Origin of the sequence: Microtetraspora malaysiensis (assembly GCF_050947145.1) — a bacterium.
Classification (GTDB): domain Bacteria; phylum Actinomycetota; class Actinomycetes; order Streptosporangiales; family Streptosporangiaceae; genus Microtetraspora_A; species Microtetraspora_A malaysiensis.
On record NZ_CP191998.1, the window covers coordinates 4,942,206 to 4,955,995 of the forward strand.

The 13,790-nt window shown below is 72.0% G+C and carries 11 protein-coding genes; 5 read left to right on the forward strand and 6 right to left on the reverse strand.

Annotated features, from left to right (window positions below; all coding sequences use genetic code 11):
* The 4 genes from ACQP1V_RS23480 to ACQP1V_RS23495 form a co-directional block, all read right to left on the reverse strand.
* Complete coding sequence (locus tag ACQP1V_RS23480; protein ID WP_433411732.1) at window positions 1-2,505, reverse strand: sugar phosphate nucleotidyltransferase; 2,505 nt, start codon at window positions 2,503-2,505, stop codon at window positions 1-3.
* 4 nt (window positions 2,506-2,509) lie between these two features.
* Window positions 2,510-3,076 (reverse strand): CDP-alcohol phosphatidyltransferase family protein, encoded by a 567-nt coding sequence (locus ACQP1V_RS23485; RefSeq protein WP_433411734.1) that lies wholly within the window; start codon window positions 3,074-3,076, stop codon window positions 2,510-2,512.
* A gap of 86 nt (window positions 3,077-3,162) precedes the next feature.
* The gene (locus ACQP1V_RS23490; RefSeq protein WP_387414297.1) at window positions 3,163-3,852 is read right to left on the reverse strand and encodes a response regulator; all 690 of its coding nucleotides are present in this window, start codon (window positions 3,850-3,852) and stop codon (window positions 3,163-3,165) included.
* A 73-nt stretch (window positions 3,853-3,925) separates the two neighbouring features.
* Entirely contained in the window at window positions 3,926-5,518 is a 1,593-nt protein-coding gene (locus ACQP1V_RS23495) for a histidine kinase (RefSeq protein ID WP_433411736.1), read from the reverse strand.
* A gap of 133 nt (window positions 5,519-5,651) precedes the next feature.
* Between ACQP1V_RS23495 and ACQP1V_RS23500 the strand changes: the two genes are divergently transcribed.
* Window positions 5,652-6,263, forward strand: a complete 612-nt coding sequence (locus ACQP1V_RS23500; RefSeq protein WP_433411738.1) for a class I SAM-dependent methyltransferase — start codon at window positions 5,652-5,654, stop codon at window positions 6,261-6,263.
* 124 nt (window positions 6,264-6,387) lie between these two features.
* Here the strand turns inward: ACQP1V_RS23500 and ACQP1V_RS23505 are convergent, their stop codons facing one another.
* Both ACQP1V_RS23505 and ACQP1V_RS23510 read right to left on the reverse strand, forming a co-directional pair.
* The gene (locus ACQP1V_RS23505) at window positions 6,388-7,308 is read right to left on the reverse strand and encodes an alpha/beta hydrolase (RefSeq protein WP_433411740.1); all 921 of its coding nucleotides are present in this window, start codon (window positions 7,306-7,308) and stop codon (window positions 6,388-6,390) included.
* Between the two features lie 260 nt (window positions 7,309-7,568).
* A complete protein-coding gene (locus ACQP1V_RS23510) occupies window positions 7,569-8,252 on the reverse strand; it encodes a gamma-glutamyl-gamma-aminobutyrate hydrolase family protein (RefSeq protein ID WP_433411742.1) in 684 nt (227 codons plus the stop codon).
* A 557-nt stretch (window positions 8,253-8,809) separates the two neighbouring features.
* Here ACQP1V_RS23510 and ACQP1V_RS23515 point away from each other — a divergent pair.
* The 4 genes from ACQP1V_RS23515 to ACQP1V_RS23530 all read left to right on the forward strand — a co-directional run bounded on the left by ACQP1V_RS23515 (window position 8,810) and on the right by ACQP1V_RS23530 (window position 13,787).
* Window positions 8,810-9,886 carry a WD40/YVTN/BNR-like repeat-containing protein gene (locus tag ACQP1V_RS23515; protein ID WP_433411744.1) on the forward strand — a complete coding sequence of 359 codons (1,077 nt, stop codon included), beginning with the start codon at window positions 8,810-8,812 and terminating at the stop codon, window positions 9,884-9,886.
* A complete protein-coding gene (locus tag ACQP1V_RS23520) occupies window positions 9,887-10,195 on the forward strand; it encodes a hypothetical protein (RefSeq protein WP_084258924.1) in 309 nt (102 codons plus the stop codon).
* A 567-nt stretch (window positions 10,196-10,762) separates the two neighbouring features.
* Window positions 10,763-11,815, forward strand: a complete 1,053-nt coding sequence (locus tag ACQP1V_RS23525; protein WP_433411746.1) for a hypothetical protein — start codon at window positions 10,763-10,765, stop codon at window positions 11,813-11,815.
* Window positions 11,816-11,846: 31 nt separating this feature from the next.
* Entirely contained in the window at window positions 11,847-13,787 is a 1,941-nt protein-coding gene (locus tag ACQP1V_RS23530) for a hypothetical protein (RefSeq protein WP_433411748.1), read from the forward strand.
* Window positions 13,788-13,790 lie beyond the last annotated feature (3 nt).

The window sequence follows — 13,790 nt, forward strand, 5'->3', positions numbered from 1 at the left end:
TTACTGTGCTCCGGCCGCGTGTTCCACGACGCGGGCCCATCGTTCCAGTAGGGCCTGCGCGGTGTCCACGTCGCCGCCCTCGGCCCACAGGTGGGTGACCGCCTGCGAGGGGTCGGGCAGGACCAGGGCCCAGCTCCCGTCCTCGCCCACGACCCGCACGCCGTCGGTGGTGTCGACGTGCAGCCCCTCGGCGGCCTCAACCACCGACCGCATGACCGTGCCCTTGTGCGCCCACGGCGTGGGGATGGTCCGCCGCAGCAGTTTCGCCTCCGGGATGCGGGCGTCGATCTGGCTGAGCGACAGGCGGGTGCGCGCGACCAGCCCGAGCAGCTTCAGGAACACCGCCAGCCCGTCCAGGGTCGGGCCGAACTCGGGGACGATGAACCCGCCGCGCCCGTCCCCCGCGAAGATCATGTCGGTGTGCGTCGCCGCCGTGGTCAGCGCGTCCAGGCTGGTGGGCGTCCACTCCACCTGCACCCCGTGGAACCGGCAGACCATCTCCGCCACCCTGGTGGTCGTGACCGGCAGGGCGACCCGGCCGCCCCTGCGCTCGGCCGCCACCAGGTCGAGCACCACGAGCAGCGCCCGCTCCTCGCTGATGAGCTGGCCCATCTCGTCGACCAGGGAGATCCGCTCCCCCACCGGGTCGAACCGTACGCCGAAGGCGGCCCGCGAGGAGGCGACCAGCTCGGCCAGGCGCTGCAGGTCGCGGCGCCGCTCGGCGAAGGTCTCGGTCGGCGAGGCGTCGTCGAGGCGGTTGTTCACGGTGAGGACGTCCACCCCGACCCGGCCCAGCAGGCTGGGCAGGACCAGGGACGACGTGCCCCCGGCGCAGTCCACGACCACCTTCATCTCGGCGTCCTTGACGCCGTTCACGTCGACGCAGCGCAGCAGCTCGCGGGTGTAGGTGTCCACCGCGCGGGCCGGGAAGGTCAGCTCGGCGATCTCGCCGGGGAAGGCCCGGCGGTACTCCTGCCGGGAGAAGATGCGCTCCAGCTTGCGCTGGGCGCCCTGCGAGAGGTCGGCGCCGGTGTCGTCCATGAAGACGATGTCGACGCTCTGCGGGTCGCCCGCGCTCGTGCGCAGCGCGATGCCGCCCTTGACGCTCTCCCGGGAGGTGTGGAAGCGGGCGACGGGCAGCGCGCACGCCTCCAGGTCGACCACGTTGATGGCGCTCGAGTTCAGCGCGCCGATGACCGCCCGCTTGAAGGCGCGGGCCGCGCGGGAGGCGTCGCGTGAGGTGACGACGGTGTCGCCCTTGCTGACCATCGTGGCGTACGCGCTGGCGAGCCGTACGCACAGCTCGGGGGTGATCTCGACGTTGACCAGGCCGGAGACGCCGCGCGGGCCGAACAGGCTGCGCTGGCCGCGCGACTCCCAGATCACGCTGGTGTTGACGACGGCGCCGGCCTCGACGGTCTTGAACGGGTAGATCTTCACCCCGGAGGAGACGTACGCCTCGGACTCGATCACGCACTCGTCGCCGACGACCGCGTTCTCCTCGATCCTCGCGCCGGTCATCACGTCGGTGTTCTTGCCGATCACGCATCCGCGCAGGTGGGCGGCCGGGCCGACGTAGACGTTGTCGTGGACGACCGCCCGGTGGAGGAACGCCCCCTCCTTGACCACCGCGTTGCTGCCGAGCACGGTGTACTCCCGCAGCTCCGCGCCGGCCTCCACCTTGGCGTAGTCGCCGATGTAGAGCGGGCCCTTGAGCACCGCGTCGGGATCGACCGAGGCGCCCTCGGCCGTCCAGACGCCCGGCGCGAGCTCGAAGGCGTCGAAGTCGACCCTGACCTTGCCCTCGAGGACGTCGGCCTGGGCCTTGAGGTAGCTCTCGTGCGTGCCGACGTCCTCCCAGTAGCCCTCGGCCACGTACCCGAAGAGCGGGAGGCCGCGTTCGAGCAGCCGGGGGAAGACGTCGGAGGACCAGTCGACCGACCGCCCGGCCGGGACCTCGTCGAGGACCTCGGGCTCCATGATGTAGATGCCGGTGTTGACCGTGTCGGAGAACACCTGGCCCCAGGTGGGCTTCTCCAGGAACCGCTGGATCCGGCCGTGCTCGTCCACGATGATGATGCCGAACTCCAGGGGGTTCGGCACCCGCTTGAGGCCGATGGTGACGAGTGCGCCGTTCTCCTCGTGGAACCTGAGCATGTCGGTCAGGTCGATGTCGGTCAGGGCGTCGCCGGAGATGACGAGGAAGCGCTCGTCGCGGAGCCGGTCGGCGGCGTTCTTCACGCTGCCCGCGGTGCCGAGCGGGATCTCCTCGGTGGCGTAGTGGAGGCGCATGCCGAGCTCGTCGCCGTCGCCGAAGTAGTTGCGGATGAGCGCGGCCAGGAACTGCACGGTCACCACGGTGTCGATGAAGCCGTGTTTCTTCAGCAGCCGGAGTACGTGCTCCATGATGGGCCGGTTGATGATGGGGAGCAGGGGTTTGGGTTGATTGGCGGTCATCGGCCGGAGCCGCGTTCCCTCCCCGCCCGCCATGACGACGGCCTTCACGGGCTCACCCCCTTGTCAGCTGGCGGACCTGTACCACATACAACACCCCGGCCCACCAGTACAGACCAGTCCCCCACAGGACGAACGCCCAGCCGAAGATGCCCGTGATCTCCGCGTACCACCCCTCATGGGACGCGAGGAACAGCAGGGGAAAGGCGTACATGAGGCAGGCGGTCGCGGCCTTACCGAGGAAATGTACGGGCAGGGCCGGGCCGTAGCCGTGGCGGCGCAGGATAGGCACGGTGAAGAGCAGGAAAACGTCTCGTCCGATGACCAGGGCCGCCAGCCACCACGGGATCACCTCGCGCAGGACCAGCCCGGCGAGGGTGGCGAGGATGTAGAGCCGGTCCGCGAGGGGATCGATCAGCCGGCCGAGCTTGCTCGTCTGGTTCCACGCCCGGGCGAGCTTCCCGTCGAGCCAGTCGCTGATCCCCGCCGCGATGAGCAGGAGGATGGCCCAGGCGTCCGCCTGTGGCCCCAGCACGAGCCACAGGAACACGGGAACGCCGAGCAACCTCAGGAAGCTCAGCAGGTTGGGCAGGGTAAAGATCCGATCCTCGGCAGACTCCACGGTCAGACCTTACATCGCGGCCGGACGCCGCCCGGCGGGCGGTGCGCGCCGCGTTCGGCGGCTCCGCCGGCCGGTCGGCCGTTCTCTCAGGCGTCCTTCCCGGGGCCGGCCGGCGAGGGCGGTACGGGGCGGAAACCGGCGTCCACCAGTCCGAGCCGGTGCGCCACCACGGCGGCCTGGGTGCGGTTGCGCAGCTCCAGCTTCTCCATGACGGCGGCGACGTGGCTCTTGACCGTCGTCACCCCCACCCGCAGCCGCTCGCCGATCTCGGCGTTGGACAGGCCCATGCCCACGAGGGTGAGGACCTGCACCTCCCGTTCGGTCAGCCCGCGCGGGAGGGACACCGCCTCCCGCTCGGCGGCGAGCGCGCGCTCCACCACCCGGCGCAGCACGGACGGGGCCAGCAGTGGCTCCCCGTGCGCGGCGCGCCGTACGGCGTCGACGATCCGCTCGGGGGCGTCGTCCTTCACGAGGAAGCCGAGCGCCCCGGCTCTCAGCGCGCCGTAGACGTTGTCGTCCTCGGCGAACGTGGTGAGCACGACGATCCGGGCCGACGGCCGGGCGGCGAGAATCCGCCGGGTCGCCTCCAGGCCGTCCACGCGCGGCATCCGAAGGTCCATGAGGATCACGTCCGGCAGGAGCCGCTCGGCCAGATGCACGGCCTGCGCCCCGTCCGCGGCCTCGCCGCAGATCTCCGTGTCTCCCGCGGCCTCCAGCATCATCCGGACCCCGGCGCGTACCAGGGCCTGATCGTCGGCCACCAGAACCCGGATCACCGGCGTCCCCTCCCCGCCCTCGTCATGGTCGTCTCTCCCGTCACGGCCGTATCCTCCACCGTCGCGCGCGTGGTCACTCGCGGCTCCTCGCCGTTCCCGTACGCACGGGGAGCGCGGCGGCCAGCCGCCAGCCGCCGTCCTCGGCCGGGCCCGCCGTCAGGCGCCCGCCGAGCGCGCCGGCCCGCTCCCGCATGCCGTTGATGCCCTGCCCGGTCGACGGCAGCTCCCGGGAGGCGGCGGCGCCGGGGCCGTTCCTGATCTCCACCGCCAGCTCGTGTCCCGTGATCCCCACCCTGACGCGGGCCTCCGTGCCCGGTCCCGCGTGCTTGAGCACGTTCGTCAGCCCCTCCTGGACGATCCGCGCGGCGGAGGCGCGGACGACGAGCGGCGCCCCCTCCGCCTCTGGCGCGATGTCGAGCTCGACCCGCAGCCCGGCCGCCGTCATCCGCGCCACCGCGTCCCGTACGACGTCCTCGGGGTCGGCGGAGGGGATGTCGTCCTTGCCGGGGTCCCTGAGCACGTCGAGCAGACCGCGCAGGTCCTCGAGCACCCGGTGCCCGGTGGCGCGGATGTCGGTGAGCGCCTCCTCCGCCGGGCCGTCCGCCCCCGCGTACAGCGCGGCGCCGGCGCGGAGCACCATCGCGCCGACGTGGTGGGCCACGATGTCGTGGACGTCCCGGGCGATCCGCTCCCGTTCGGCCAGCCGGTCCGCCCGGTTCCGCGCGGCGGCGAGCTCGGCTGCCTGGCGCGCGGCGGCCTGCCGGCCCCTGATGTAGCGGCCGATGGCGACCGGCGCGGCCACCATCACGATGAGGGCGATCGCCCGCCAGGCCGTGATCTCCGTACTGTCGTCGACGACCGTGATCACGGACGCCGCGCAGGTGAGCAGGTATCCGGCGAGCACCCACGCCCATCTCGCCCGGGTCGCGAACACGCCGAGGGCGACGAACAGCAGGATCTGCAGGGTGGTGCCGACCTCTCCGACGTACTGGTCGGAGACGATCACCAGGACGCTCTCCAGCAGCAGCACCGCTCCGGGGAGGCGGCGGACCACGCCGAGGGCCAGGCCCGACAGCACCACCATGAGGCCGACCGCCCAGGCGGGGAGCGTGCCGCTGGACCAGTTCGGCCAGCTCCCCAGGACGGCGAGGGCGAGGCCGCCGCCCGCCATCAGCAGATCGAGCAGCGGGGCGTGGTCCTCGTCGGGACGGCGCAGCGCCGTACCGCGCAGGTAGCGGCCGATGAGCACGGGGACGGCGACGATGCCGACGGTGTAGAACCACGCGCCGCGGGTGAAGGCGAGGCCGGGGTCGGCGAGGTTCAGCCCGGTGGCGAAAGCGGCCAGGACGGCCACGGGAACCGTCCACCGCCACTCGCGCAGCCGGGCGAGCACGCCCACGGCGACCGGGAGCAGGATCTGCACGGCGTCGACGGTCGAGGCCTCGATCTGGTCGTAGACAGCGAGCAGGACGATGAGGCAGAGCGCCGCGGCGCCCGGCCACCTGCGCAGCAACGCCAGCGGGAGCCCGCCGAGCAGCGCGAGAAGCACCACCACCCACGGCGGCGCGGACGGGCCACCCAAGGAGGATGTGGCCACGAGCACGTTGAGCACGACTCCGGAGACGGCGAGGGAGAGGTCCAGAAGGTAGCCGCCGCGCCATCGCATGGGTGAACCGTATCGAGGCGGCGCCCGCGGGCCGTCATCCTCAGGTAGGACGGCCGCCCTCCTCCAAGTGGCCGCTCAAATGGGCTGGGCGGCGGATGATCAAATAGCCCCCGCCGCCTTAGTGTCGGTGGACATGGCGAACGAATCGACGCTCTTCCTGGGCGAGTTCTTCAGGTCCCCGACCGTGGTCGGCGCGATAGCGCCCAGCTCGCGGCGGCTCTCGTCCGCGGTGGCGGTCCCGGTCCCCGAACGCGGAGATCCTGTGGTGGTCGAACTCGGACCGGGCACCGGCCCCTTCACGGCCGAGATCCAGCGGCGGCTGGGCGGCCGCGGCCGGCACATCGCGTTAGAGATCAACCCGCGTCTGGCGGACCATCTGCGGGCCAGGCACCCCGGCCTGGAGGTGCTGGTGGAGGACGCCGCCGGGCTGCCGAGCCTCCTCGCCGACCGCGGCCTGACGAAGGCCGACGTGATCGTGAGCGGGCTGCCCTGGGCCGCCTTCTCACCGTCGAAGCAGGCCGTGCTGCTGCGTGCCGTCGTGGACTCGCTCGGCCCGCACGGCGCGTTCACCACCTTCTCGTACGTGCACGCCCGGATGCTCGGCCCGGCGGTGCGGTTCCGGCGCAGCCTGGCCCGGACGTTCGAGGAGGTCGTCCCCGGGCGAACGGTGTGGCGCAATCTGCCGCCCGCGTTCGTCTTCCACGCCCGGCGGCCGCGGGTGTCCTCGGCCCGAGACCAGGGGTGACCGGGGGCGTCCCGCGCCGTCCGCGCCGCGGCCCGGCGGGGCGGTCTCGCGCCCCTGTCCCCCCGGCGGCCGCCCCTCGGTGAGCCGTACGGCCGACCGGTTGGGCTCCCCCCGGCAGCCGGAGTCAGGCGAACGCCTCCTTGAGCCGGGCGGCGACGTAGTCGCGCGCGTCCTCGGCGTCGTCGAAGAAGCCGGGGACCCCGAAGAAACCGTGCAGCATCCCGGGAAAGCAGCGGTACTCGACGGGCACGCCCGCGGCGGACAGCTCCCGGGCGTAGGCGGCGCCCTCGTCGCGGAGCGGATCGTATTCCGCGGTGATCACGGTGGCCGGGGCCAGCCCCGACTTGTCCGCCAGCCGCAGCGGCGCGAGCCGCGGGTCGAGCGGGTCAGCGTCCCGGGCGTACTGCTCGACGAACCAGGCCATCTCGACCGCGTCCAGCCCGAATCCGGAGGCACACGCCCGGTAGCTGGGCGTGTCCATCGCCACGTCGGTGATCGGGTAGAGCAGCACCTGGTGGGACAGGGCGAGTCCGGCGTCGCGCGCCCGCCAGGCGGCGACCGCCGCGAGGTTGCCTCCCGCGCTGTCGCCGATCACCGCCACCCGGCTCGCGTCGCCGGTGTAGAACTCGGGACGGGCGAAGACGTCCTGTACGACCGTGAAGGCGTCGTCGGCCGCCGCCGGGAAGGGATGCTCCGGCGCCAGCCGGTAGTCCACCGACGCGACGACGGCGCCGCAGCGCCGCGCCAGGTCGCGGCCGAGCGCGTCGTTGCGGTTCACGCTGCCGAAAACCCAGCCTCCGCCGTGGAAGTAGACCACCACGGGAAGGGGGCGGTCACCCGGCTCCGGCCGGTAGACGCGCACCCGCACCCCGTCCACCTCGTGGTCGCGGACGCCGGGCAGGTCGGCGGGCCGGCCGCGCTGCTCGGCCATGCCGTCGACGCCACGCATCCGGACGATCTCCGGCAGCGTCAGGGCGGCCAGATCGACGTTGAGGTCGGCGGGAAAGAGCTTCAGATAAGCAGCGGCCTGAGGATGCAACGCCATGGCCGCACAGTAACAGTGCCTCTGCGGCCGGCCGTGTCCGTGTGCCGCCCCCTGACCGCCGGCTCCGCCTAACGGGGTTCCGGCCGGTCCCTTCCGCGGTGGGACTCCTCCTGTGGGCCCGCGCCGGGCTCATCCCGAAGGCGGACGCCGCCTCCTCGTCCGGTCCCGTAAGGTGCCTGCCTCGCCGACGTCGCGGTTCCGGGTTCACCCGCTTCCTGTCGCGCTCCGGAGGGCGGGCGGGGCCGTCCCGGACGATCGGGTCAGGGGCGGGCGGCGTCGACCAGCGCCTCGATGAGCCGGTTGTCCGCGTCGCGCTCGGGGTGCCACTGGACGCCGACACCGAACCTGTGGCCCTGGAGCTCGATCCCCTCGACGATCTGGTCCTCGCCCCACGCCACGGCGAGCAGGCCGGTCCCGAGCCGCCTGAGCGCCTGCTGGTGCGGCCCGGTCACCTCGGCGCGGTCGCCGATGGCCTTGCCCAGCGCGCTGGAGACGCTCACGCTGACGGCGTGCCGCGGCGTCGCGTGGCGGTCGTGCGCCACGGACTCGGGCAGCCAGGGGATGAGCGTCCCGCCCTGGACGACGTTGACCAGGTGCATCCCCCGGGACACCGCGAGGAACGGCAGGTTGCCCTTGATCGCGGCCTCGGCCAGCGCCATCTCGAAGCGGTCCCGGTGCGCCTGCGGCTCCTCCGCCCGCGGGTCGCGGGCCTCGCCGTACAGCGCGGGGTCGACCGGCGCGCCGCCCGCGAGGATGAGGCCGTCGAGGCCGCGCACGTAGTCCGCCGCCGCGTACGGGCTCATCGGCGGCAGCACGACGGGGGCCCCGGCCGCCTTCTCCACCGCTCGCGCGTACGCGTGCGGGGACAGCACCGCCTCACGCACCCAGGCCCCCCACCGGGCGGCCTCGAGGTAGGCGGTGATGCCAATGAGTGGACGGCGCATGGTCTCTCCAACGGATCTCGCATTCTTGCACGCCCATAATGGCGTACCTGATTTCGCTTTTGTCGCATATCTCGCGCATCGACGGCGTTACCCCAGTTCAGAGTGGATCTTGCGGATATCAGGGCTCGGAGAGACACCCGCGACGCCCGGATCTCGCGATGGCCCGAATCTGTCGGTCGCGCCTGGCACGATGGCGATAGCCGTGCACGGCGCGGAGCCGGAAGAACGCGTTCCGGAAGGGCCGGCCTCGCGAGAGGCGGTCCGGACGGGCGCGGGGCCGCCGCCCGCACGCGCAGGGCCGCACACGCGAGCCGTCTCGCCGGGCCGTCTCGCCGAGCCGTGAAACGGGGGCCGCCCCGCGAGCGGACGGTACGGCACGTCGGTACGCGCACGTAATGCACCAACTGCGCCATAAAGGACACAAAGCACACAAAGGCACTTAAGCGATACGAGGTTGCGCTTAACGGGTGATTTCGCGTCGCTGCGTTCATGTCAGTCCGCAGGCGGGCGCCGGGCAGGCCGGGCCGTCACGCCACTTCGCGCAAAGGAGACATCCATTGGACGCGCTGCTCGCAGTAGGGACCCGCAAGGGACTGTTCCTCGCCCGCTCAAGGAACGGCGGACGGTTCGAAGTGGAGCCGGTCCGCTTCACCACGGTCGGCGTCCCGTCCGTCGCGATCGACACACGCGGCCCCGCTCCCCGGCTGCTCGCCGGGATCGAATACGGCCACTTCGGGCCGTCGGTGATGTGGTCCGACGACCTGGGCGAGACGTGGGGGGAGGCCGAGCGGCCACCGGTCGCGTTCCCGGAGCACACGGGCGCGACGCTGGCGAAGGTCTGGCAGCTTCAACCGTCCCCGACCGAGCCCGGCGTGGTCTGGGCCGGGGCCGAGCCCGCCGCGCTGTTCCGCTCGGAGGACCGCGGCACCACCTTCTCGCTGGTCGAGGGCTTGTGGAACCATCCGTCCCGGCCGACGTGGCAGGCCGGGGGCGGCGGCCTTTGCCTGCACACGATCATCCCGCATCCGGTCGATCCGGAGCGGATCGCGATCGCCGCCTCAGCCGTCGGGTTCTTCCGCAGCTTCGACGGCGGGGCCTCCTGGGAGCCGGCCAACAAGAACATCCGGGCGCCGTTCTTCCCGGAGGGCGCGCAGTACCCCGAGTTCGGGCAGTGCGTGCACAAGGTCACTGCCCATCCGGAGCGTCCCGACCGGCTGTTCCTGCAGCACCATTTCGGCGTCTACCGGTCGGACGACTTCGGCGGGTCCTGGCGGGACATCGGCGGCGATCTGCCGTCGGACTTCGGCTTCCCGATCGTCGTCGACCCGACGCGGCCGGACACCGTGTACGTGTTCCCGCTGCGGGCGGACATGGACCGCACTCCCCTGGACCACCACTACCAGGTGTTCCGCAGCGAGGACGCGGGAGCCACCTGGAAGGGGTTCACGCACGGCCTCCCCGACGAGCCGGTCCACTCCGCCGTGCTGCGCGACGCGATGTGCGCCGGCGAGGCGGGCGTTTTCTTCGGCACCCGTGACGGCGAGGTGTACGGCTCGCGCGACCACGGCGAGTCCTGGACGCTGATCGCCAAGCACCTGCCGGACGTGCTGACCGTCCGCGTCGCGGTGCTCTGAGTGGCGAAGCGGGTCACCCTGGTGACGTTCGTCCTGCCGCCGCCTCTGCGGCGCTGGGTGAACGGCCAGGTAGAGGTACGGGTGTTCGCCGTGGCCGCCTCCGACCACGGCTTCCCGACGCTCGGCGGGGCGCTCGACACGCTCCGCCGAGCACACCCGTCGCTGGAGGAGCGGCTGCGCGACGAGGACGGGCATCTCAAGAGGCACATCACGCTGTACGTGTGCGGCGCGAACGCGGACGGCCTCGGCGGCCTGGAGTGCGCCCTCCCCTCGGGCGCTCAGGTGCACGTCCTCCCGGCGCTGGTTTGATAATCGCGGCACATGCGCGGGCATTTGCAATTGCATCGGAAATTTATCGCGATTAGTCGGAGTCGCTCCTCCCCTCCAAAACGGGGGCGCGTTTCCCTCTTGACGTCGATCAGGCCCGGGATTCAGCGCGGGTACGCGGCCGGCCCGGGGGCCGCGTACCGCCTGAAGATCGCGCAGGTCGGCTTGGTCACGAGCCTGACATAACGGGGCGTACTATCTCAAAGTGCGGACACATCTGTAGCGACAAAACCGGCCGAACGTGGAGTTAATCTCTAGAGAACCGCCGGTGCTTGTAGAGCAGGGTTCCCGGGTTTCGGACCTGCCAGAGTCCGACTTTTCGGTTACTTATTCCCGTAGGGTATTTGCCGCCTTCATTTACCTTCCCAACGAATCAGTGTCAGTCTAATATCTTGGGCTGTGTCTCGGTATGCATCAGATTTCCCAGACAGGCAGCCACGCCGCAATGATGTGCATGCCGATGACGAGTGGGAGGCCATCGGCCCCCCAATGGAGTGGGAACCCGAGACTCTTTCAGATTCCCGTTGGCGAAAGATCATCCCGATCGGCGTGGCCGTGGCGACCCTCGCCGGGCTCGGCGTCGCCGTCCTCGTGACCCGCGAGGGAAACACGCCGCCGTCGTCCCCTCCCCAGCACGCCGCCGCGGGCTGGGACGGCGCGGCGTCGTCCGCGCCACCGACACCCTCCCCGTCCGGCTCCAAGCGTTCGACGGCCAAGGCCGCCGCGAAGTCCGCGTCTCCGCAGCTCACCGTCAAGAAGGCGGGTGAGATCTTCGACCGCTACCAGCACGGGATGTCGTCCGCGCAGGCCGGCATGGACGAGGACGCGATCGGGAAGCAGGAGCAGGGCCTCGCGATGGAGATGACCAAGGCGAGCATCTCGACCGCGCGAATGGAGGGCACCAAGGTCGCGTCGGGCATGTGGCCGAACACGCGGGTGTGGGTGCCCCGCCACATCGACGGCCTGGCCGACTGGTTCGTCGCGGTGTCGTACGAGCCGGAGGTGGCCCGCATCAGCGACGTGATGACCAAGACCGGCAGCGGATGGCGACTTGTCATCGCGGCCGCCGACGCCCGGGCCAACGCGGCGGAGCTGCCCGCCATCGCCACCGACTCCGCGGGCTACGCCGTCAGCCTGCCGGAGAACGCGAGCGGCCTGGTCGGGACCCCGCGCCAGATCGTCCGCGCACACCTGGCCAGCCTCGAGAAGGCCCAGCCCGACCAGCGCTTCGCCCAGGGATCGTGGACCAGCGAGGCCGCGCTGTTCTGGCAGCGGGAGCGCGAGCAGCTCGTGCAGGCCGGCTGGGGGCTCACCCTGTCGTACGAACCGGAGGGCGCCATCCACTCGTTGCAGACCGCCGACGGCGGCGCGCTCATCTGGTACGCGGCCCGCTCAACCGAGACCCGGACCGCCCGGCGCCTGGGCGCGAAGGTCTCCCTGAAGGGAGCGGCCGCCGTGCGCAGCGGGAGCAAGGCCTTCGGCCGCTGGGTGAGCGCGACGTACGGACGGATGTACGCCGCCTACGTACCGCCCGCCGGATCAACCGATCCTGTTCAGGTGCTCGGCGAGTGGAGCCAAGTGTTGGAGACCGACGGCGCCTGACGTCACCACCAGCAGAGGAAGAGGTGGATCCATGTCGACACCCTCACGCGCGACGGTGATCACCGCGAGCGTCGCGATCGGCGTGTTCGGGGCCGGTACCGCCGTGGGCACCGTCATCGCCACGAACTCCCACCCCACCGACCTGAGCGCGGCCCGGCTGACCGCGGGCACCTACCAGCTGGACGACGGGGTGGACGCCTGGACCACCCTGGCGGCCACCGGCACCGGGCTGGCCACCTCGCTCACGGGGACCGACGCGGGCAGCACGATCACGGCCGACTCCGGAAAGCAGCGAGTCTGCCTCGGCACGACGACGGACGGCCACGCCGTGGACGCGGCGGCGCAGGGCTGCGCCTCGCTGCCGGTGCTCGCGGCGAGCCAGTTCGCCGCGCTGCGTCAACCGGGCAATACCAAGGCGACGGGGGTACCGGAGCCGAAGAACACCCCCAAGAGCGAACCGAAGAACACACCGAAGGACACGAAGAACACTCCCAAGGCTGGAGCGGGCGGCGCAGGAGCGACGCCCCAGCCCACCGCCAAGGCGGCCGGGAAACCCCCCGCAGTGGTCGCGCCCATCAAGGCGCCGGAGCCGACCAAGGCTCCGGCGGCCACCGTCCCCCCGGCGACCACCGAGACGATCGGCGCGACGGCGAGCCCGGCCCCGGTACAGAGCTTCGTCACCGTGACGGCGACGCCGGGCGTGACGACGTCGACCACCCCCGCCGTGACGCCTTCCCCGGCCAAGGGCGCCGTGGCCGCCGCCTCACCGTCGGCCATCCCCTCTCCGGCCGCCGGCCAGTGGGGGAAGGTCGTCGGCACGACTCAGGACGGCGCCAAGCTGATGGAGCGGAGCGACGGCAGCCGGGCGATCTTCGGGCCGGACAACAAGCTGATCCGGGTCATGCCGGGCCCGTGGGCCACCGACGTCAAGGTGCTGCCGGACGGCAACTGGCTCATGCTGCGGCCGAACGGCGACCGCATGATCGTGAGCCCGGCCGGGCTGGAGCTCGCGCCCCAGCAGAACACGGCCCCGCCGACCCCGCCTGCCGGCGGTACGGGAACGGGGACCGGGGCGGGTGCCAGAACCGGGACCGGCGCTGGGACAGGAACCGGGACAGGATCCGGGGCAGGTGCCGGGGGAGGAACGGGGACCGGCGCTGGAGCAGGGACGGGTACCGGCGCTGGAGCAGGGACGGGTGCGGCGGGTGGGACAGCCACCGGCGGCACCACGACCACGGGCAGCACGGGCACCACCGGCACGGGCGCCGGCTCGGACATCACGACCGGCACCGGCACCGGGAGCACGGGTGACGGCGCCGGACACGGGACCCGCCACAGGAGCGGCCACGGGGACGGAGAGCGCAGTCGGTACCGCTCTGAACGGGGCGGATCCGCGGGAAGGTCCGCCGAGGGCAGCGGGACGGAGGGCGTCTCCGGCACCGCGGGCCGACCGGACGGCGGTGCGGCGGACGGAACGGTCACCGGGACCGGCGCAGATGCCGGAGCGGGCGCGAGTGCCGGAGTTGGCACGGGTGCCGGTTCCGGAGACGGCGCGGGTTCAGGCGGCGGGAACGCGTACGCGCCCGGCATGGAGGACGCTCTCCCCGTCCTCCAGGACCCGGAGCTGCTGCAGCGGGCGTCCCAGGCCCTCGGCCTGGACGAGGGCATGAGCTACACGGACGAGAACGGCGTCTGGGACCTCAACATCGCGCCCCCGGGCACGCCGCCCTGCCACGACTACTCCAGGAGCGAGCTGTCCCGGCGCGGCATCCCCCGCGACTCGTGCGCGCTTCCGGCGTTCGTCCGCTGGCTGTACGCCGACCCGACCCCCGGTGAGGTGAGCAACTGGACCAAGTTCACCGGCCTGCCGGAACGCAACCTGGAACTCGTGGTCACGAACCCCTCGGCCCAGCCCACGTCCGCCGGGGCGCCGGGCCAGGTCGAGCCGGACGCCTCCGGGTACGCCGGCTGATGA

Bases quoted from the DNA above. Each gene is read 5' to 3' on its own strand.
- ACQP1V_RS23495 (WP_433411736.1), bottom strand. From the start codon at position 5,518: ATGCGATGGCGCGGCGGCTACCTTCTGGACCTCTCCCTCGCCGTCTCC.
- ACQP1V_RS23505 (WP_433411740.1), bottom strand. From the start codon at position 7,308: ATGGCGTTGCATCCTCAGGCCGCTGCTTATCTGAAGCTCTTTCCCGCC.
- ACQP1V_RS23500 (WP_433411738.1), top strand. From the start codon at position 5,652: ATGGCGAACGAATCGACGCTCTTCCTGGGCGAGTTCTTCAGGTCCCCG.
- ACQP1V_RS23530 (WP_433411748.1), top strand. From the start codon at position 11,847: ATGTCGACACCCTCACGCGCGACGGTGATCACCGCGAGCGTCGCGATC.
- ACQP1V_RS23510 (WP_433411742.1), bottom strand. From the start codon at position 8,252: ATGCGCCGTCCACTCATTGGCATCACCGCCTACCTCGAGGCCGCCCGG.